At 40.0% G+C, this 19,965-nt stretch carries 18 protein-coding genes; 7 read left to right on the forward strand and 11 right to left on the reverse strand.

What is annotated here, in order from left to right; all coding sequences use genetic code 11:
• Window positions 1–152: 152 nt before the first annotated feature.
• The 4 genes from AC012T_RS25770 to AC012T_RS25785 all read left to right on the forward strand — a co-directional run bounded on the left by AC012T_RS25770 (window position 153) and on the right by AC012T_RS25785 (window position 5,901).
• Window positions 153–2,690: an endonuclease MutS2 gene (locus tag AC012T_RS25770; RefSeq protein ID WP_487062048.1), complete on the forward strand. Its 2,538-nt coding sequence runs from the start codon at window positions 153–155 to the stop codon at window positions 2,688–2,690.
• Between the two features lie 303 nt (window positions 2,691–2,993).
• Window positions 2,994–3,602, forward strand: a complete 609-nt coding sequence (locus AC012T_RS25775; protein ID WP_487062050.1) for a DUF3038 domain-containing protein — start codon at window positions 2,994–2,996, stop codon at window positions 3,600–3,602.
• A gap of 59 nt (window positions 3,603–3,661) precedes the next feature.
• Window positions 3,662–5,248 carry a DUF4335 domain-containing protein gene (locus AC012T_RS25780; RefSeq protein WP_487062052.1) on the forward strand — a complete coding sequence of 529 codons (1,587 nt, stop codon included), beginning with the start codon at window positions 3,662–3,664 and terminating at the stop codon, window positions 5,246–5,248.
• A gap of 368 nt (window positions 5,249–5,616) precedes the next feature.
• Window positions 5,617–5,901 (forward strand): YiaA/YiaB family inner membrane protein, encoded by a 285-nt coding sequence (locus tag AC012T_RS25785; protein WP_487062054.1) that lies wholly within the window; start codon window positions 5,617–5,619, stop codon window positions 5,899–5,901.
• A 51-nt stretch (window positions 5,902–5,952) separates the two neighbouring features.
• On the opposite strand, the gene AC012T_RS25790 is transcribed toward AC012T_RS25785, so the two are convergent.
• From AC012T_RS25790 to AC012T_RS25825, 8 genes are all read right to left on the reverse strand, one after another.
• A complete protein-coding gene (locus AC012T_RS25790; protein WP_487062056.1) occupies window positions 5,953–6,414 on the reverse strand; it encodes a ferredoxin in 462 nt (153 codons plus the stop codon).
• Window positions 6,414–6,800 (reverse strand): DUF1257 domain-containing protein, encoded by a 387-nt coding sequence (locus tag AC012T_RS25795; protein WP_015217509.1) that lies wholly within the window; start codon window positions 6,798–6,800, stop codon window positions 6,414–6,416. The genes AC012T_RS25790 and AC012T_RS25795 overlap by 1 nt, the downstream gene beginning before the upstream one ends.
• 39 nt (window positions 6,801–6,839) lie before the next feature.
• Entirely contained in the window at window positions 6,840–7,052 is a 213-nt protein-coding gene (locus AC012T_RS25800; RefSeq protein WP_487062058.1) for a DUF2997 domain-containing protein, read from the reverse strand.
• A 727-nt stretch (window positions 7,053–7,779) separates the two neighbouring features.
• Entirely contained in the window at window positions 7,780–8,667 is an 888-nt protein-coding gene (locus AC012T_RS25805; RefSeq protein ID WP_487062060.1) for an alpha/beta fold hydrolase, read from the reverse strand.
• Between the two features lie 520 nt (window positions 8,668–9,187).
• Window positions 9,188–10,429, reverse strand: coding sequence for a bifunctional ornithine acetyltransferase/N-acetylglutamate synthase (gene argJ, locus AC012T_RS25810; protein ID WP_487062062.1), 1,242 nt, complete (start codon window positions 10,427–10,429; stop codon window positions 9,188–9,190).
• An 877-nt stretch (window positions 10,430–11,306) separates the two neighbouring features.
• Window positions 11,307–12,782 carry an Asp-tRNA(Asn)/Glu-tRNA(Gln) amidotransferase subunit GatB gene (gene gatB, locus AC012T_RS25815; RefSeq protein ID WP_487062064.1) on the reverse strand — a complete coding sequence of 492 codons (1,476 nt, stop codon included), beginning with the start codon at window positions 12,780–12,782 and terminating at the stop codon, window positions 11,307–11,309.
• Between the two features lie 225 nt (window positions 12,783–13,007).
• Window positions 13,008–14,054 (reverse strand): agmatinase SpeB, encoded by a 1,047-nt coding sequence (gene speB / locus AC012T_RS25820; RefSeq protein WP_487062066.1) that lies wholly within the window; start codon window positions 14,052–14,054, stop codon window positions 13,008–13,010.
• A 991-nt stretch (window positions 14,055–15,045) separates the two neighbouring features.
• A complete protein-coding gene (locus tag AC012T_RS25825) occupies window positions 15,046–15,195 on the reverse strand; it encodes a hypothetical protein (protein ID WP_487062068.1) in 150 nt (49 codons plus the stop codon).
• 106 nt (window positions 15,196–15,301) lie between these two features.
• Between AC012T_RS25825 and AC012T_RS25830 the strand changes: the two genes are divergently transcribed.
• A complete protein-coding gene (locus tag AC012T_RS25830) occupies window positions 15,302–15,742 on the forward strand; it encodes a VOC family protein (RefSeq protein ID WP_487062070.1) in 441 nt (146 codons plus the stop codon).
• Here AC012T_RS25830 and AC012T_RS25835 read toward each other — a convergent pair whose 3' ends face one another.
• Window positions 15,743–16,360 carry an esterase/lipase family protein gene (locus tag AC012T_RS25835; RefSeq protein WP_487062072.1) on the reverse strand — a complete coding sequence of 206 codons (618 nt, stop codon included), beginning with the start codon at window positions 16,358–16,360 and terminating at the stop codon, window positions 15,743–15,745.
• Window positions 16,361–16,713: 353 nt separating this feature from the next.
• On the opposite strand from AC012T_RS25835, the gene AC012T_RS25840 reads away from it, so the two are divergent.
• Entirely contained in the window at window positions 16,714–17,055 is a 342-nt protein-coding gene (locus AC012T_RS25840; protein ID WP_487062074.1) for a hypothetical protein, read from the forward strand.
• Window positions 17,056–17,192: 137 nt separating this feature from the next.
• Here the strand turns inward: AC012T_RS25840 and AC012T_RS25845 are convergent, their stop codons facing one another.
• Both AC012T_RS25845 and AC012T_RS25850 read right to left on the reverse strand, forming a co-directional pair.
• Window positions 17,193–18,302: a tetratricopeptide repeat protein gene (locus tag AC012T_RS25845; RefSeq protein WP_487066772.1), complete on the reverse strand. Its 1,110-nt coding sequence runs from the start codon at window positions 18,300–18,302 to the stop codon at window positions 17,193–17,195.
• Window positions 18,303–18,380: 78 nt separating this feature from the next.
• Window positions 18,381–19,091, reverse strand: coding sequence for a 16S rRNA (uracil(1498)-N(3))-methyltransferase (locus AC012T_RS25850; RefSeq protein ID WP_487062076.1), 711 nt, complete (start codon window positions 19,089–19,091; stop codon window positions 18,381–18,383).
• A 94-nt stretch (window positions 19,092–19,185) separates the two neighbouring features.
• On the opposite strand from AC012T_RS25850, the gene AC012T_RS25855 reads away from it, so the two are divergent.
• Window positions 19,186–19,947, forward strand: coding sequence for a carbonic anhydrase (locus AC012T_RS25855; RefSeq protein ID WP_487062078.1), 762 nt, complete (start codon window positions 19,186–19,188; stop codon window positions 19,945–19,947).
• Window positions 19,948–19,965 lie beyond the last annotated feature (18 nt).

The following is a 19,965-nucleotide window of genomic DNA, read 5'->3' on the forward strand; positions in this document are numbered from 1 at the left end:
GTGACTATTTTTTTGACAATCAAGAGCTAAGGAAGCACTGGAATGAAGATAACTTTTTGCCTCACTGACACTAGAAAATTTTTTATCTTGGAAAATTTTAGTCTTCTAGCAGCTAAAATTGTTACGATAACTTCAGATTAGACGTTGAAGCCTTGATCCAATCTGAAACCCTAGAACTATTAGAATGGCAACGCCTTTGCCATCATCTTTCCACCTTTGCTGCGACCAAGTTAGGGGCAATAGTTGCGCGTAACTTGCCTATCCCGGAAACCCAGACAGAAAGCCAGCAGTTGTTAGCTCAAACTAAAGAAGTCTACCAACTGGAAAGTCATCTTTCCCCTGGTTTGTCTTTTGAGGGCATTCAAGATATTGGTGATTCTCTAGAACGAGCCGAATTACAAGGAATTTTATCAGGTGAGGAACTGTTAGCGATCGCAACTACCCTCTCTGGTACGAGAAATTTACGGCGTGTAATTGATAACCAGGATAATTTACCCATCCTGACTGAGTTAGTTTCCGAATTGCGAACTTACCCAGAATTAGAGCAGGAAATTCACCGCTGTATTGATGAACGCGCTCAAGTTACTGATCGCGCTAGTCAGAAAATGGGAGAGATTCGCATTGATTTGCGGCGGATACGCAGTCAAATTACCCAAAAACTGCAAAACATCATTCAAGCCAAATCGGGGGCAGTTCAGGAGCAATTGATTACTCAAAGGGGCGATCGCTTTGTGATCCCCGTCAAAGCACCGCAAAAAGACGCAATTCCCGGTATTGTTCACGACACCTCCACCAGTGGCGCAACTTTATATATCGAACCTCATAGCGTCGTCCCTATGGGGAACCAACTACGGCAAACTCTCAGAAAAGAACAAACAGAAGCAGAAGCTATTCTCCGCACCTTAACGGAACAAGTAGCCGCAGTTAAGCCCGATTTAGAAAGGTTGTTAGCCATTGTCACAACCTTAGATTTGGCAACGACTAAATCTCGTTACAGCTTCTGGATAGGTGCTAATCCTCCCCGCTTCATTAATCGGGATGAACAGGAAATTATCACCTTACGGCAACTGCGTCACCCGTTGTTAGTTTGGCAACAGCAGCATGAGCAAGGAAATCCCGTCGTTCCCGTCGATTTGCTGATCAGTCCCAATATTCGGGTAGTCACAATTACCGGGCCAAATACTGGCGGGAAAACAGTAACTTTGAAAACCTTGGGATTAGCTGCTTTGATGGCCAAAGTGGGTTTATTTGTTCCTGCCCGCGAACCAGTGGAAATGCCTTGGTTTGATAAAGTTTTAGCTGATATCGGGGATGAACAATCTTTACAACAAAGTTTATCCACATTCTCAGGGCATATTCGCCGCATTAGTCGGATTTTAAATGCTTTGGGGAGTCAGGAATTCGGAGTTCGGAGTTTCTCCTATGCCTACGGCACGGCTTCGCCGAACGGAGACGCTACGCGAACGGAGTCAGGAGTCAGGAGTCAGGAGTCAGGAGTCAGGAGTCAGGAGAAAGAGGAAGAAGAAGAAGAAGGAATAAAACTACCAATCACCAATTACCAATCCCTCGTTTTACTTGATGAAGTTGGTGCAGGTACAGATCCGGCTGAGGGGAGTGCATTAGCGATCGCTCTTTTGCAATATCTCGCCAATCATGCCCAACTCACAATTGCTACCACCCACTTCGGCGAACTCAAAGCCCTGAAATATGAAGATGAGCGATTTGAGAATGCTTCGGTAGAATTTGACGAAAGTACTCTTTCGCCAACTTATCGGCTGTTGTGGGGCATTCCAGGACGCTCTAACGCTTTAACTATTGCCCTGCGCTTAGGGCTAAAACCGGAAGTAGTCGCCGAGGCTAAAACTCAAGTGGGAGAAGCCAGCGATGAAGTGAATCAAGTAATTGCCGGTTTAGAAGCCCAACGTCGTCGTCAAGAAACTAAAGCCGCTGAAGCCCAAGAATTATTACGACAAGCAGAACGTTTATATAAAGAAGTTTCTCAAAAAGCCACCGCTTTAGAAGAAAGAGAAAAAGATTTACGTGCTTCTCAAGAAGTAGCAGTACAACAAGCAATTACCCAAGCTAAAGAGGAAATTGCCCAAGTAATTCGCCGTTTGCAAAAAGGTACACCCACAGCCCAAGATGCCCAGCAAGCAACCAGTGCGTTAAATCAAATTACCCAGAAATACGAACCGGCACCACCACCCAAACCTAAACCTGGGTTTATGCCCAAAATAGGCGATCGCATTCGTATTCCTAAATTAGGACAAACAGCAGAAGTAATCACCGCCCCTAATCCAGATGGTGAGTTAACTGTCCGTTTTGGAATCATGAAAATGACGGTGCAATTACCAGACGTAGAATCTTTAGATGGGCAAAAACCAGAACCTATTGTCAAAGCCAAACCAGCCCCAGTAGTAGTCACCCCACCACCAGCCCCAGCCCCAGTAATTCGCACCTCTAAAAATACGATTGATTTGCGCGGAAAACGGGTATCTGATGGCGAATATATCTTAGACAAAGCCATTTCTGAAGCTGATGGGCCTCTCTGGATTATTCATGGACATGGTACTGGTAAACTACGACTAGGTGTTCACGCCTATTTGCAACAGCACCCCAGAATTAGCCACTATGAACCAGCAGAACAAGCAGATGGTGGTAGTGGTGTTACTATTGCTCATATCAAATAGGGAATAGGGAAAAGGCAATAGGGAATAGGGAATAGGGAATAGGGAACAGGGAGCAGAAGAAAGATAAATGCTCTCCCCATTACCCATTACCCATTACCCATTACCAATTACCAATTACCAATTACCCATTACCAATCCTCATTAACTTCTCATATTAAGAAAAGAAATTTTCAACTAAAGTAAAACAAAGACAACCGCTGTTTACTAAACCGATTCAAAGCTACCTATGGGAAACCAACTTTTATGCTTCAGGGTCTGTTTCAAAATGGGTAACAGCAACAGCCTCCATTCGCCTGATCACCTATGCTAAAAGTTATGCACTCGGTAACCGATTCAGTCACACCAAACTCCCAGTGGGAGGATTTAAACCAGCTGCCAACACCCACAACAGTTGAATGGGACAATATCAAAACCCAGTTAGATTTGGTGCTGTTAGCCCTAGAAACTTTAGCTGGTATTGGTTCTGAGGCTATGCTTGCGGCGGCAATTAATCTCAATTTAGAGTCAAAAGTACCGGACCGCGTAGCTTTATGGCGATTACGCCAATCAAACCCCTTACGTAAAGGTCAAGGAGGTCGAAAGAAGCTAGATGTAGAAGAAGCGCGATCGCTTGTTCTCATTACCTGCTACCTCGCCAAACAGCAGCAAGAATTAATCCGTCGTGCTGTTGGTCTATTAGAACAAATAGCCGCAAAAAACCAGGAACCTCATCAGATAGCTTTACTGGGAGACTATATTGATGCTTTCTGCAACACCTATCAAGAACGGATGGAAGAAGATGACAAAATTAGTACAAAGTTGCTGAAAAACTTAGCGCTAAAACTGCTAGTAGATTTACTTTTTTATAGCGCCCCTCATGGACACCGTCGTTTGTGGTTAACACTCATAGACCGTTCCACAAAACAATTTTAGATTTTAAATTACTAATTCAAAATCCCTAATTCCCCTTTGTCCCCATTGCAATTTTTGCTATGCCTCGCTCAAATTCTGTGATCCGTCGCTACACCCCCCCCACTTGCACACTAGAAATCTTGGCGCAAAGCTCACCTTTATCACGTTGGATGGGGCAAACAGTCCTCAAACAACTACATTTTGAACTACACTTTGATGATCCAGGGCTACCAGACGAACGCCAAGTGCCAATTCAGGGCGATCGCGATCAATTAGAAGCTTTGTGTAATGCAGTCACAAACTACGTTCAAAATCTCCTCCAACAATCAGCAGATAGCTTTTGTCTGACTTTCTTAAAACCGCACCCATCAAACCCAACATCTGATGAACCAGAATTAGATGATTTTGCCCCCACTTCATCCTCCCCTAAGACCGTCAACTCTTTTAACATGGGGATTTTAGAAGCAACAATTTACTTAGAATCAAGCGATAATTTAACTCATAAACTATTTCTCGGTTCCCTGGCTAATCCCACATCTGGCCCCGTAATTCAACTCACTCTATTGCAACTATTTGATTTAGCAACTGCCTTAGAAGAATATTCAACCGATGTCATCGCCCTACCAAATCTAAATAGCGAAAATTCCAGTTCTGTTCGCCGTTTGCCTACTTGGACACCCGTCGCTGCAACTTTAGCATTGGCTTTGGGTTTAACTCCCTTAACCTGGCAATATGCCAACAACATCAAGCAACAGCAAAAACAGGTTGCTAAAACAACAACTTCAGCATCAGAAAAAGTTGCCCTCGAATCCTCACCCTCCTTTGACTTTACTACTCCTCCAGTAGGACTTGCTTCCCCAGGTAATTTACCTTCACCCCCAAACAATACTGCTCCCATACAGCTACCCAACTTAGACACTACCCCCCCGCTTGCTGATACTACTGTAGATCCAAAGCCTTTATCTTTCCCCAATTCAACTGTCCCGGCTACAGCTAACACATCGCCCAACATCCCACTGAACATACCTCAAACAAGAAGGCCGGTCATTCCTGCAAATTTGCAAATTCCATTACCAACAACACCTAATCGCCAACAAAACTCTAAAGGGGTAATTAACCAAAGTGGTGTGACTCTTAACCCACAGCAAAATTTACCTGCTAGAAATAGCAATAATATCTCCACAATTCCTGAATCTAGTGCTACTTTACCTCTAACTTCTCCGCCAATAGCACCTCAAACCAATGCACCGCAATTAAATAGAAGTACTAATTCTCCAGCCACAATAGCTTCTTTAGAAAATGATGAGAATTTAGTAGCAAAATTGCGAGAAGCAAGAAAAACAACTTTACCTAAAGAGGTTGCCACCTCAGACAGCACATTATTTGATATACCTCAAGTAGCAGAAGCCAGACAATATTTGCAAAAGAATTGGCAACCACCTGCTGGATTTTCACAAACACTAGAGTACAGTTTGATATTGGGTGTTGACGGCTCAATTGAACGCATTTTGCCATTAAATCGCTCTGCCAGAGAATACTTTGATAGCACTGGTATACCCGCAATTGGTAAAGCTTTTGTTTCTACTAATAAATCCGGGCAAAATCTCAGACTCAGAGTAGTCTTCAGTCCAGATGGTAAGGTGCAAACATTCCCAGAAACACCATAATGAGACAGAAGAAAAAATTAAAATAATTCGTAATATTTCCTATGGCTAAAGCCACGCTGCGCTATCGGAAACGCTGCGCGAACGTAATTCGTAATTAAGTTTTGCAACGGAGATTTAGACCTCGACACAAAACTTGCTGCCTGTAGAGGCAGGGGAATTAAACCCCCAAAAGTGGTTAAATAATTACGAATTATATAATTTTTATGCCACTTCCCAAACTGGTACAAAATTTGCACCCATATTTACTCGATTTGATGAATTTTTAGCTCCTATTCTTAAGTACAGTTGCGGAAGTGGTCAGTTATTATTGCAACTATTTTGACCACTTTATAAAATTGTACTGACAGTACTTATTTATAGGGGGGGATATGCAAACATTTGGCCCACAAAAAGACAGTAATGCTTGGATTATTCAAACCTGGGCAGCTTTTATGATGTCTATTTTTATGACGGGTTTTGGTATTATCAATTTACCTGTGGATAATTGGGTAAAAGGCTTTATGGGTATGGGTTTAGCTTTCTCCGTCGGTTCAACTTTTACCTTGGCAAAAACTACCAGAGATTTACACGAATCCAGAAGGCTAACTTCTAGAATTGACGAAGCAAAAGTTGAAAAGTTGCTTTCACAGCATGATCCTCTCATTCTTAAATAAAAATATAGGCTGGTATTTACCAGCCTCTTAAAGTATTAATTGCTTGATATTTTAATCTGAAGATTGTTTCTTTTTTAACTTTTGTTTTTTTCGTCGTTTTTCGGTAGTGGCTACAGCATGATCAACAGGATAACCCACTACAGGAATTACCTGATATCTGCGGTCTTCTTCTAGATTTCTTAACTCAGTGTAATCAACCCAGTGAATACAATCAACAGGACAGGTGTCTATAGCTTCTTGAACTATCTCTTCTGCATCCCCATCTTGGCGAACTACGCGCGATCGCCCATAATCTGGTTCAATATAAAAAGTATTACGGGCAACATGGGCGCAATGTTTACAGCCAATGCAAGTAATTTCATCTACATAAACGCCCTTTTGCCGCAGTACGCCGCCTAATTCCGGCTCCAAACCAGAACGTTCTGGCTCATCCCGTAAAAAACCACCTAATTCTGGTTCTAAACCGGAACGATTGTTTTCTAAATCTTCTGGCAACGTCTGCAATTGGGTCATTATGAACTCCAGCGTTGTACGACTAAGCGAATGGAACCATCTGCATTGTTTTGTTGTTCAGCAACTTGGAAGCCTACTTTAGCGGTTTCTTTCACCACTGCTTGGTAAGCATAGCGCTGAGTGACTTGGCGCAAAAATCCATCTACAGATAAATCTTGCTGCCAATATTGTAGATCAGCTACCAATTCGTATTCCTTACCATTCCATCTAAAACCGATATCATAGCCATTTTCCTGCTCAATAGAAACTTCCGCAGGATGAGTTTGACCGCGATAGCCACGTACTTCTTGGGGGCCAGGCTTCCAGTCTATACCCAAGTCAGTCAGCGCATCTTTTAAGGATTCTAGGTTACGGATTTGAGTCTTGATTTGGCTAAAGTGTGACATGGTGGTTATGAATCTATGACAATAAACTAGTTTGAAAACTTACCATTCGCTAAATGCAGTTTGCGTATTTACTACAGCAGATTCCTGGACATTATTGTTAGCGAAAAATTCTGAGGTTGGCTGCTGGTTGAGTACTTGTCCCAGTTGCGCTTCTATCGCTGCTGTTACTTCAGCACAAGAGTTACCTACGATACCAGTCACCATCTCTTGTACCCGACCGTCTGGATAAATTATGAACTCTAATGTTTCCATGCTATGAAAGCCAACCTCGATAGTATGCTTGAACCTTACTGCTTAAGCAGAATTGGTCAAAATCTAGATGTAGAACTTAGATACAAACTTGCCATTTGTTAACTAATGTTCCATCTTTCAAAATAAATATCTCAGAATATTTACAAAAATTATTATTTTAATAAGCGAACACTCCTATCATTAGTAAGTTTCCCCTAACCTGATCAATTAGTCAAGGTCAAAATCACCTAAGAAAATATAACTGTAAAAGCTTTTAAACGTTAGGATTGTAGTCAGCAAAGGCAGGCAGGGAAATATAAAAAAATGCTAAAGCTTATTGAAATAAATTATCATTATCATAGAATTGAGCGGATTGTTATATTAACTGCGATCGCTTAATTTTTGTCTATCTTCAATAGAATCTAAAATAGATCAAGCTATATTTTATACTTAAAATAGTTATATTCTAGGTGTAAAACTTCCATTACGTTTTGGGTAGCATCCAAGTTTAGAAAGAGTTTATGACTAGAAGCTGATTCAATTAAATACAGCAGTTTGCGTAGTTAGGATGTACAAAATCTAAGTTGAAACCTATACACAAAGCCAGTACATAGCGATGAGTAACGAGTAATGAGTAAGAAGGAGAGTCAATCACTCGGTACTCGGTACTTGGTACTCACAACTCTTCCGACTCCTGAATTCTGCTGTATGTATAGATGTCTTTAGCTGGCATAGGATTTATTTAATTTTAAATTATACTTTGTACACGAGCAAGTACAGCTTCAATTACTGTCTGCGGTGCTTCTCGTTGGATAAAATGTCCAACATCTGGTATCACAAATCGCTTGTAGTCTCTTAGAAAAAATTGTTCTTTATTCGCACTCGTTTCCGGCAATGTTGCACCATCAGATTTACCATGTAGTACTGTGGTTGGCACATCAATTTTAGGTGCAGTCATCAGTTTTTGGTGAATAGAATCGTAGTGAGGGTCATTGGGTGAGATACCCCAGCGATTGCGATATGAGTCAATTGTAATATCAATCCAGTCTGGGTTATCAAATGATTGTGCAGTCGTCTCAAACTCAGTTTCACTAAAACGCCACAAAGGACACCACAATTGCCATAACTGGCTTGTAAAACTGCGTCTATTAGCTTTAAGGGTTGCACGTCCACGCTCTGTCGCAAAAAACCATTGATACCAATATTGTTGTACTTGTTCAAAGGATAGTATCTGATCAGGATTATTGGTTCCGTAACCTACAGATAATGTAGTTAGACTAAGTACAAGGTCAGGGCGCAGAGCCGCTACATTATAGGCAATGCGTGCGCCCCAATCATGACCTACCAGATGTACAGAACTGATTTTTAAAGCTTCAATAAAATCAATTAGATCTTGTCCCAAGGCGGTAAGTTGTCCACTACGCAGAGTCTGAGAATCAAGAAAATGTGTCATACCAAAACCTCTCAGAAATGGTGTGAGACAACGATAGTTTGCACTCACTAAAGCTGGGATAATTGCATTCCAAGTCAGCGCATCATCAGGCCAGCCGTGCAGAAGAAGTATCGGTTGTGCATCACTTTCACCATAGCTGTGATAAGCGATATTGAGACGTGATGTTTTAATGTACTGGAGCATAATTTCTATATAATTAAAATGGTGGTAAATCTTTTTTGCATTAGCATAGAGCAACTTGGTGTTTTACAGCATTATGTATTTAGACCACGCTCTTGATTCCTCTCCGTGCCTCTGCGCCTCTGCGTGAGACAGCAAAATGTGGTTCATTTACCCAAAAATCGCTGTAAGATTTTTTCACTATATATATGTTGATAATTTAGTTGAGATGGGATTCAGATATAGGACTTCTATGTAGAAGTCCTACGCTCACTATCAATGAAAGTAGAGGCAGAGCATCTGTGATAGTATTCCTAGTCAGAGACTAGGAAAAAGATATGGTAAAAGTTTGGGCTTAAGTTGACACTTATGAGTATTGTGCTTTACCTCTACATCAATCAAAAAGGTTCTGAGGTGTAATGCACACAACTGAGAATGGCTATAAAATTCCCATAATCGAAAATAAATATGGCTAATTTTAATTCTTCTCAATGTAACTGAAAATCAATTGCCCACAGTGTTTTTCAGACCTAAGAGTATCAATTCAAGTTGTATATTCGGCGTTAATTTTCACATAGTCGTAACTCAAATCACAACCCCATGCTTGACCTGTGCCGTGACCATTGCCAACGCTGACCGAAATTAATACTGTATCTTCTTGCAGATACGCACCTGATGCTGCTTGTTTTAAATATGCACTAGCTGCGGCTTTATCAAAAGGTAAAGGTTGACCATTTTCAAAAAGTAAGAAATCCCCTAATTTAATTTGCAAATTATCTTGTTCAAAGGGTACTCCTGCACGTCCAGCAGCGCCGGCGATACGTCCCCAATTGGGGTCACGTCCAAAGATTGCAGATTTGACTAAAGAAGACCCAGCGATGGTTTTGGCGATTTGTCGTGCGGCTGTTTCATCTTGTGCGCCGGTGACTTGTACTTCTACTAAGCAGGTTGCACCTTCTCCGTCACGTGCGATCGCTTTTGCTAAATGCTGGCATACTGCTGTTAGCATCGCTTCTAGTCTCTCTGCTTCTGCACCCATTTCTGTAATTGCCGGGGTGCGAGATTGACCATTAGCTAAAGCAATTAAGCTATCATTTGTGCTGGTATCACCATCAACTGTAATAGAATTAAAACTTCTATCTGCTGCTCTGGTTAGCATTTGTTGCCAAAGCGTGGGTGCAACAGCCGCATCACAGGTGACAAATGCCAGCATGGTGGCCATGTTAGGGTGTATCATTCCCGAACCTTTGGCAATGCCGCCAATTCTCACGGGACGGTCGCCTATAGTTGTTTCTAGAGCAATTGATTTTGTGACTAAATCGGTGGTGATAATAGCTCCAGCAGCAGCATCTGAGCCTGTTCCTGAAAGCGCTGCTACCACCTTGGGTATACCACCACGCAGTATATCCATTTTAATTCTTTGACCAATTACGCCTGTAGAAGCTAGTAAAATCGCTTCTGGGGAAATACCCAATTCTTTGGCTAATAAATCAGCACTTTCCAGAGCATCTTTAACACCTTGGCTACCTGTAGCTGCATTAGCCTGTCCAGCGTTGCATAATATAGCTCTGGCACTATGTTTAGCTTGTAACCGTTGACGGCAATAATCCACACAAGCGGCTTTAACATGACTAGTTGTGAACACACCAGCAGCGATCGCATCTACATCTGACCATATTAACGCCAAATCCGGCAATCCTGAGGGTTTAAGTCCAGCCGTAATTCCCGCTGCTCGATACCCTCTAGCTGCTGTCACCCCACCAGTAATTTCCTGCCAGTCTCCCATAATTTTTCTCACAAAAACTATATATTCAGTAGGTTGGTAGATTGCTGCTCCGACTTTTACCGCTTCCGGCTCAGGTTAGCTATCCCGTATTGATCCTTATTATTAGACATCTGGTGAGAATTAAATATGCGCGACTTGAAAACCTTGTAGAGACGTGACCTAGGTCAGGATTCTCGGCTCTACAATCTTTTTCACTCCTATGTCTATTGTGAGTTTATCTGTAGATAGCAATCTTGCACCAGTTGATTTGGTATGATCATAATGGTTTTTAACCGTATTTATAGTGACAGTGCTGCATACCTAAGCATAAAACTGAGCTATGATATTTTTAACTCCCAAAAAACTATTGAGACTATGTTGTTCTACTAATACTGAGAGATAAAAACTAAAAAAGAGAGCCAATTAAATAGCTCTCCAAATCATCAGGGTGCATCTACTTATCACAGTATAACATTTTAAGGGTGATGGGTGAAACCCCTTTTTCAGGATTTTTCCCAAAAAAGTTATGAAAATTACTTTCATTTTGGGACGTGTTCAATACTCTTTTTAGTGATTATGTGTCAAGCTGATTTTAAATACTTCACGAAAGCAACTTAATAACCCTGATTTTCTTTCCAATTCATATAAATACTTGGTAAGTAGAAAACTCAGTGTCTTTAATTATCCGAACTTGATCTCAAATATATATTTGCGTAAATTCTCCGAAAGGAAGAGAGCCACTTAGGTAGCTCTCCAAATCATCAGGGTGCATCTAACTAGCAAAGTATAGCACTTAAGGTATGGGGGGTATCACCCATTTTTTGTTTTTTTTACAAAAATCTGGTCTGAAATTGTCAGGAAAAAAATTGAATTATCATCACTTTCATCCCACCCACAACTAAGCATTAAGTTTCCTTTCCAGCAATTCATTAGTCAGTTTTGGATCAGCACGTTTACCAGTCTTTTTCAATACTTGTCCGACAAAGAAACCTTTGAGGTTAGTATTACCAGCACGATACTTTTCTAATTGTTGAGTATTAGCGGCTATAATTTCATCTATGATAGGTTCTAAAACAGTAGGATCACTAATTAACTCTTGACCTGCAAAAGCTTGCTCAGGAGTAACACCACTCAGTAAATCTGAGAGTTTTTCCTTTGCTTGAGCGTTGCTAATTTTACCAGTTTCAATACGAGTAATCACATCAGCAAGATTAGCAGGAGTTAAAGCAATTTCCGCAATAGTGATTTTTTGCTTATTCAGGTAAGCAGCAATATCTTGGGTAATCCAGTTAGCAGCAGCTTTAGGATTTGCACCAGATTTTAGAGAACTTTCAAAATAATCAGCCACTAAACTATCTTCTGTCAAGACTCGTGCATCATAAGCTGAAAGACCCAACTCATTTTCATAATGATGGCGTTTTTGTGCTGGTAATTCCGGTAACTCACTCAACCAAGTTTTTAATTGTTGCTCACTCAACTGAATTGGTGACAAATCTGGTTCTGGGAAATACCGATAATCACTAGAACCTTCCTTAACCCGCATACTACTTGTCCGTTGGGAACCTTCTTCCCACAAGCGAGTTTCTTGAATAATTCTTTCCCCAGCTTCAATCGCTGCAATTTGACGCTCAATCTCATAGTCTATCGCCTTTTGGATAGCACTGAAAGAGTTCATATTCTTGATTTCTACCTTCGTCCCAAATTCCTTTCTTCCCACAGGACGAACAGAAATATTCACATCACAACGCAGAGAACCTTCCTGCATATTGCCATCACTGACACCAAGATAGCGCACAATCCGGCGTAATTCTTGAGCGTATTCAGCCGCTTCTTGTCCAGAACGCAAGTCAGGTTCAGAAACTATCTCCACCAACGGAACACCTGCTCTGTTGTAATCTACCAGAGAATAGGTAGAACCCGAAAGCCTTTCACTCCCTGCGTGTACAAGTTTTCCCGCATCCTCTTCCATGTGTAAGCGGGTAATACCAATGCGTTTGCGAGTAGGGTTGCCAGCATCATCTACCAATTCAATTTCTATCCAACCGTGTTCGGCTATAGGTAAGTCATATTGAGAAATTTGGTAATTTTTGGGTAAGTCAGGATAAAAATACTGTTTACGGTCAAATTTGCTATATCTAGCGATTTGACAATTAAGCGCCAAACCAGTTTTGACAGCATATTCTAGCACTTTTGCATTAAGTACTGGCAACACACCCGGTAAACCCATACACACCGGGTCGATATTAGTATTGGGGTCAGCACCAAATGCGGTGGAACTATTGGAAAAAATTTTGGTGTTGGTGCTGAGTTGACAATGGGTTTCTAAACCTATAATCGCTTCATATTCAGTTTTTACCGGTGTCGCAGTTGTCATAATTACGATTTTTCTGAATTTTCTTTAGGGTACTATTTTAGCTGAAAACAAAAGAAGCTCTACGTCTAACTCATAACCCGGACTTCTCACCACAATTCTTAAAGCCTGATAGGACGTTCACGTAGTGTGCCGGAGGCATAACCCAACAAATGCTTCCGGTTGCGCTGTCGCTTAACCCAACCTACAAAAAATGGACAAGGTATTGTAAACTAGATTTAATTTCTGTTAAGTACTGTTTTTCTGGGATAAATTTAATAAATTTGCTAACTTATAAACTATCCTCGCGCCCACATTACCATCCCACTCACCATCACCGACTTCACACAAATCAAAACCAATAATTTTTCTACCGCTATTTACCAATTCCCTAAACAGACAATAAGCTTGTTCTAATTCCAATCCCCCAGGAACCGGAGTTCCAGTATTTGGACAAAGTTTAGGATCTAAACCATCCACATCAAAGCTAATATAAACATTTTCAGGTAAATGATTGATAATTTCTCGACATATATCAATCCAAGTATTTCCAGAATATAAATTTTGTTTAATCGCAGGATCATAATAAGCTACAATCCGCCCATTAGAATCATTTATTATATCAACTTCATCTTGACAAATATCCCGCAAACCTACTTGCACTAACTTAGAAATTTGCCGTATTTTCATCGCATTGAACATAATCGACGCATGGGAAAATTTAAATTCCTCATAAGCGTCGCGCAAGTCTGCGTGTGCATCAATGTGCAGAATTCCATAACTCTCATATTTAGCAGCTAAGGCTTGGAAATAACCTAATGGTGAGCTATGATCACCACCAATAACAGCAACTTTTTTACCCTGATTCATCGCTGTTTGACAATGTTGAAATAGCCATTGATTCAACTGTTCACCTGCTAGATTAATTTCTGTTAGTACAGGTGTTAAATCAGGTGTATTTGTTAGCAGTTTACCTTCTGCTTGTCTTTCGATAATTTTGGCTGCTTGTTGACGATAGTAATGATTTTTATCTAGAATATCTTGGGGGATTTCCACCATGAAAATTCCCTGCTTCCAACCATCAGGATCATCAAAATCGAATAAATCTATTTGGAATGACGCATCTAAAATTCGTTGTGGCCCGTTAGCTGTACCAGCACCATAGGAAACAGTAACTTCCCAAGGTACAGCAAAGATAATCAAGTTTGCAGACTCGTAATCATAAGGTAAGCCCAGGAAATTACCATTGATTTCAGCTATACCGCTGGGGTTGTAGTCTTGAATTTGATTACTCATCACTTATCTTCTGGATGTATATCAGCAGACAAAACCTGCTTGGTTGATATTTGCATTGTAGCAGTGTAACTCGATGAAATAAACTTACAGCAGATTATAGGTAAATGAGGTACAAAGACGAATGATAAAATTCTTGTGGCGCTAGTTACATTTAAAAAAAAGGTTTGGTTTATTACCAAACCTCTATAATTGCTGTGCTTAACAACGTACTAAATTAATTTAGTTCTAGTCTGCTTACAGATCATCTTCCTAAAGGATGTATCCAAATACCCCAAAAACTGATACAGCGTTACTTGCTCACAATTTTTAATCTCTTTGGAAATTACCTGATCAAAACAAAATAAGCAACTATCTTAAGCATAAAAAAGGCGTGGACTAAAGCCAAGCCTTTGTATATACCAGGTGTTTACCATATGTAGATAATTTAAACCCTTTCTGATTAGAGTTCATCTTCCTATAAGGTGTGTACAAATTTTGTAACAGATGCTAGTGGGACTTCAACGAAAATAAAGCCCAAATTGGCTTTATCAGCAGCAAACAGGATGCGATGGTTAGCAAGTCATCATCGGAAGGCTTCTAAGGCGTTGCCAAATAGCTGTTTACTGCCAGCATAGATATAATTGGTATTAACCTCTTCTCTGTCTAAGCTTCAAGAAGGAACAGGAAGTTTCAGATGTAGATTTGTAGGGAATAGAAAAAACCGCTCCCTTTTTGTTATTTGTAGCGTGGATAATAGTAGTGTACTTTTACCAGTACATCAAGCTTTCATTATTTGGAATAGTGAAAAAAGATAAATTAATATGCTGGCGAGAGGGATGTTGTCATTATTGACAACGGGATTAATTGATGGTAATGAAGTATCTGTCGAACTTAAAGAAGTGGATTGATAGTGATTGAAGAGATATAATCGAATATCAACTTCTCCAAAAGAAATGACATCTATAACCTGTGCAGACTTAAATAATAATAGTAAACTGGCAGATAAACACTACTAAATAGTAGCCAGGTAATTGTCTAATTTCTCTAAAATTTCCACCAAATCCTCTAATGTGAGAATTTCTTCAGATTCTTGACTGGAATAATTAGCATCAGAGAGGAATTGCATTGATTCTTGGGTAAAGTTGGGATGATAGAGTTGCATTGCTTTGTTATTTGTTGGTTTCTGCTCTCACAATAGATCTAGATTGTGGAAATCTTGTGGAGATGTTGAAATTTTTGGTTCTTCAGCTTATTAGCCTGTCTTCATTATGCAAAAAACCTTATTTCATCTCGCTTTTCCTGTCACCGATATTACCCAAACCAAAGCCTATTATGTTGATGGCTTGGGCTGTATAAGCGGAAGAGAAAACCCCCATGCCCTGATTCTCAATCTCTATGGTCATCAGCTTGTAGCCCACATCACTCAAGAATCAACACCCCAAAAGGGTATTTATCCTCGACATTTTGGGTTAATTTTTACAGATAAACAAGATTGGCAGCAATTACTAGATAGGGCGCAAATCAAACAACTAACTTTTAGAGAAGAGGCCAAAAACCGCTTTGTTGGTTCTCCATTAGAGCATAATACGTTTTTTCTAGAAGATCCTTTTTATAATTTAATGGAATTTAAGTATTATCGCTATCCAGAGGCGATTTTTGGGAGTTCTGAGCATATTCTGATTGGTGATACTGAAGCTAAGATTAATTAGCTACGCTAATACGCAATTAATTGGTTGTGTTAATGTTTCTGCTACTATTGCTAGAGTTCGATCATCTGTTAACATCCAAGGGTGGAATGCAACTGGTAAAATAACTTCCTTACCTAATGAGATTTGTGAACTTTTAGCAGGTACAATCATCAAATCATAAGGTGTCCATATAGATGTAAAATTTAACTGTTTTAACATCTCGACATCAGAATTTAAATTCTGAAGCAAAGAACTCTGGGGACGCATTTGCACACAACCCGGAAGCCAAGAACCGTAAGCCATCATAGTTCCTTGATGGGGAGATGATATGGTGATAAAACGCTTTACTCTATCTATTCCCCCCAAGCGTTGGATGTAATAGCGACTGACAATTCCACCCATGCTAAAGCCTAGTAAATCTAATGGTTGTTCTGGTGTAAAAGTAGCGGCTATGTGATCAGCTACCTGCTGTGCTAACTTATCCAGAACCTCAGATCCATTATTAGGCAACAAATCTAGGGTGTAAACTGACCAACCTCTTTGTCTGAGGTAAAACGCCATTTTATTAAAAACTGCGCCTGTATCATTAATACCATGTACTAATAAAACAGGATTGCGCTGTTGCTGTTCAGTGTTCATTGGATTTCCTGGCATCAAGTCTGTAGAAAATATAACCGAGTAGCATATCGACTTGCAAAAGAGCTATGACAGTTTTTGTAGGTAACTAGTAATTGTAAATTTTTATTAAGTAAAGTCTCAGAATCTTGCTCCTCGTTACATTAAAATTTAATAATTAGTTCGCAGTATTTACAAGTTGCCAGTAGTTGTAATGAGGTGATAACAGTTGTCCTATAGTGTGACTACAATTTGATAAGTAGAAATGTGTAGGGATTCTGACCGGAAGCAATTATGGCAACAAAATGTAACATTTTAGGGCAATAATTAATAATTACGTTGATATTGCAAGATATTTAAACACAGGAGGAATTGTCATGTTTGGATTTATCAAAAATTTAATCGCGGGAATTTTGGGTTTTATCACTGGACTGTTTGGGAAGAAAGATAATGGTTACTACTTACAACTGAAGGAAGAAGTGACAGAAGCTAAACCAGTAGCACCAGCAGTCAAACCAGAACCTGCTAAAGCACCAGCAGCCAAAGCTAAACCAGTAGCAACTAAAGCCAAAGCAGAACCCGCTAAAGTACCAGTTCCAGCTGAGACTACCTTTGCACCCAAGTATTTAGTTCCTTCTTCTTCTAATGGTCGTCGCCGTCCTGGAGCAAATATGAATACCTATCTAGATATGGCGCGTCAGGTGAAAACTCCTGGATAAGTTTGGCGATAGGGCATTAATAACTTGAGTTTGGATTTTAAATTGACTATTTTAGATTGATTTCTTGCTTGCACATAGCTGGCTCAAATCCTTGCTAAGATTAAGCATTTTGAATTATTTAATGCAAAATCTAAAATCTAAAATTTTGTTTTGATTTCCATGCCCTGTGAATTTGTTGATGCCTTTTTAAGAAATATGATTCCACTATATAAGTGAAATGCTGAATCCCAATTGCTTTTTTCTCGCCGGAATAAGTGAATGTGAGAGTGAATTTGATTCAGCATTTCTGATTTATCTAATACTGTTTCTCCAAAAGATTTAAAATCTGACCAGATTTTGGCTTGCGGTAGTTGATGTTCAACCCAGTTGATCAAACTATTCCAGTTGATTCTAATTGTGTTTTGATTGGCTTGGGGCGTAATTTCTAAACCTTGTTGATATTCATAGCCTTGGTCATAAATTCGCAAAATGCTATTTCTGTTAGGTAAATGTAAATCACAGAATTGGGCATAGTCTTGAGTTTGGGTTTTGCGTTCTAGTTGATGACGGGCGTTCACATCTACAACCTGTTCAAAAATTGGTAACAGCCCAATAACTCTATCTGTGACTTCTGACCAGTCAAAACTGAACGAACCAAGTTGATTTTCTGCATTGCGACAAATCACTGTGGGTTTTGGTTGCAATTCTGAAAAATATTGAACTTGAAATACTTGAATTTGCTGAATTTGTGGAATTGTCAACCAGAAACAGGGAATTCCCGCCTGCTGTATCTGTGTGCCATAAAATTGAAGTTCGCCAACTTTGCCGTTGCGGTATACTCTCCAACTGCGACTTGGTAGTATTAACCTAGCTGTGTAGGAGTCTATATGCATAATCTGGGCTAGTTTTGGCGCAGCTATGGTTTTGAGTTCGTTACTAATGGGTTCTAATATTAATATTCCCTGTTCGGTGTTAGTTGGTTCTGCTGTGGCTTGGGAAATAGCTCTTTGTTTTTCTTCTTGCTTGATTTCTTCGAGACGCTGCAAACCTTGACGTGCTTGTACCAAGATTTTGTTATGGCTTGTTACTCGTAGTAGTTGACGATAAATTTTTTCTGCTTGCTGTCGCTTTCCAGAAACTTCTTGCAAGCGACCTAGATAAAGTTGTACCCAAGGATTTTCTGGGGATTCTTTGAGTAGGGGTTTGAGTAATGTGGCTGCGGTTTGATAGTCTTTGCGTTCAAAGGCAGCGGTGACTTCTTCCAGCATGACTTTTAATAAATCTGAATGGATATCTCGCGCCAAGATGCAAAGAAAATTGTTATTGTTTTGCGTGAGATATATCCTTTATACTTCACAAGCAGAGGCAATTAAGGATATGGCAATAATTGGTGCGGTGACTGCCCGTAGGATGCGACGACCAAGGGAAATAGGCTGAAATTCTGCTTGTTGTGCTAGTTCAATTTCTTGATCTGTCCATCCTCCTTCTGGGCCTGTAGCGATCGCAATTTCTCCAGATAAGTTATTATCTATTACCTTTGCTAAATGTAGATAGTGACCACGGGCTTCACAAATAAAACGCTGATTAGCTTCACATTCATTGACAGCTTTACTAAAAGCTATAGGTTCTAAGATGGTTGGGACAAAAGAACGCTCTGATTGTTCGGCGGCTTCGGCGGCAATGCGTCGCCAGCGTTCAAGTTTTTGAGGACTAGGATTGAGTAAAGTGCGATCGCTCAAAAGCGGTAGAATACAAGCTACACCCAACTCTGTACAACACCGGACAACATCATCAAAACCATTTCCTTTCGGTAAAGCCACCATCAAAGTTATAGATACAGGTAACTCTGTTTCTACTTGTAATGCTTCTAAGACCTGTCCCTGTTCCCCTGCTACCTGTGCTAACCACCATTTACCCATGCCATCCATAGCAATAAATTTATCCCCTGCATGCAAGCGCAGAACCCGCAATAAATAATGTTGTTGTTGGGGGGTAAATGAAATTTGTCCTTGTTGGAGTTGGGAAGGTTGAATAGTAATGCGTTGGAGTTGAGACATAATCTATCTGAATCAGGATTTACAAGATTTAAGGATTTACAGGATAATGATTTTTGATTTATTGTCTGCATCAAGATTTGCAATATTTAAGCGCGTGAAAATAAAAAATTTTCTTTTTTTCATATTTCCGATATTCTTTACCACTGTATTTTCTCTACAAGTTTTAGCTGATGAGAAAACGCCACACTGGAGTTATGGAGGTGCAGCTAATCCCACTCAATGGAGCCAACTCAGTACTGATTTTGCGACTTGTGAACTAGGAAGAGATCAATCTCCCATTAATATTGATGATGCTGTCCAAGGCACTCCTATAAATATAGAGTTTAACTATAAACCGACACCTTTATCAGTAGTTAATAACGGTCACACGGTGCAAGTAAATTACAAACCAGGTAGCACTGTTAATATAAACGGTGAGAAATATGAACTCCTTCAGTTTCATTTCCACACACCAAGTGAACATACTATTAGTGGCAAAGCATCGGCACTGGAACTACACTTGGTACATCGAAATGAAAAAGATCAACTAGCAGTTGTCGGAATCATGATGACAAAAGGTACAGCTAATCCCTTGATTGAGCAAATTTGGACACATATTCCGGCTGCGGGAAAAAACAATACTGTTCAAAATTCCAGCATTAACGCTGCCAATTTATTACCTAAGAATAAAGCTTATTTCAGCTATACTGGTTCACTGACTACACCACCATGCAGCGAAAGCGTTAAATGGAATGTGCTGGCAGAACCTATTCAAGTTTCAGAAGAGCAAATTGAAGCTTTCCAAAGTTTATATCAGGTAAATGCTCGTCCAGTGCAACCAGTCAATGGTAGAAGGATTGAATTCCACCGCGAATAGTTTGGATTCTCTCGCATC

Source organism: Anabaena sp. EIM26 (assembly GCF_057568715.1).

What these genes read in the sequence shown, in the direction of transcription:
- AC012T_RS25775 (WP_487062050.1), top strand. Translation starts at nt 2,994, where the DNA reads ATGCTAAAAGTTATGCACTCGGTAACCGATTCAGTCACACCAAACTCC.
- AC012T_RS25780 (WP_487062052.1), top strand. Translation starts at nt 3,662, where the DNA reads ATGCCTCGCTCAAATTCTGTGATCCGTCGCTACACCCCCCCCACTTGC.
- AC012T_RS25785 (WP_487062054.1), top strand. Translation starts at nt 5,617, where the DNA reads ATGCAAACATTTGGCCCACAAAAAGACAGTAATGCTTGGATTATTCAA.
- AC012T_RS25790 (WP_487062056.1), bottom strand. Translation starts at nt 6,414, where the DNA reads ATGACCCAATTGCAGACGTTGCCAGAAGATTTAGAAAACAATCGTTCC.
- AC012T_RS25795 (WP_015217509.1), bottom strand. Translation starts at nt 6,800, where the DNA reads ATGTCACACTTTAGCCAAATCAAGACTCAAATCCGTAACCTAGAATCC.
- AC012T_RS25800 (WP_487062058.1), bottom strand. Translation starts at nt 7,052, where the DNA reads ATGGAAACATTAGAGTTCATAATTTATCCAGACGGTCGGGTACAAGAG.
- AC012T_RS25805 (WP_487062060.1), bottom strand. Translation starts at nt 8,667, where the DNA reads ATGCTCCAGTACATTAAAACATCACGTCTCAATATCGCTTATCACAGC.
- argJ (WP_487062062.1), bottom strand. Translation starts at nt 10,429, where the DNA reads ATGGGAGACTGGCAGGAAATTACTGGTGGGGTGACAGCAGCTAGAGGG.
- gatB (WP_487062064.1), bottom strand. Translation starts at nt 12,782, where the DNA reads ATGACAACTGCGACACCGGTAAAAACTGAATATGAAGCGATTATAGGT.
- speB (WP_487062066.1), bottom strand. Translation starts at nt 14,054, where the DNA reads ATGAGTAATCAAATTCAAGACTACAACCCCAGCGGTATAGCTGAAATC.
- AC012T_RS25825 (WP_487062068.1), bottom strand. Translation starts at nt 15,195, where the DNA reads ATGCAACTCTATCATCCCAACTTTACCCAAGAATCAATGCAATTCCTC.
- AC012T_RS25830 (WP_487062070.1), top strand. Translation starts at nt 15,302, where the DNA reads ATGCAAAAAACCTTATTTCATCTCGCTTTTCCTGTCACCGATATTACC.
- AC012T_RS25835 (WP_487062072.1), bottom strand. Translation starts at nt 16,360, where the DNA reads ATGAACACTGAACAGCAACAGCGCAATCCTGTTTTATTAGTACATGGT.
- AC012T_RS25840 (WP_487062074.1), top strand. Translation starts at nt 16,714, where the DNA reads ATGTTTGGATTTATCAAAAATTTAATCGCGGGAATTTTGGGTTTTATC.
- AC012T_RS25845 (WP_487066772.1), bottom strand. Translation starts at nt 18,302, where the DNA reads ATGCTGGAAGAAGTCACCGCTGCCTTTGAACGCAAAGACTATCAAACC.
- AC012T_RS25850 (WP_487062076.1), bottom strand. Translation starts at nt 19,091, where the DNA reads ATGTCTCAACTCCAACGCATTACTATTCAACCTTCCCAACTCCAACAA.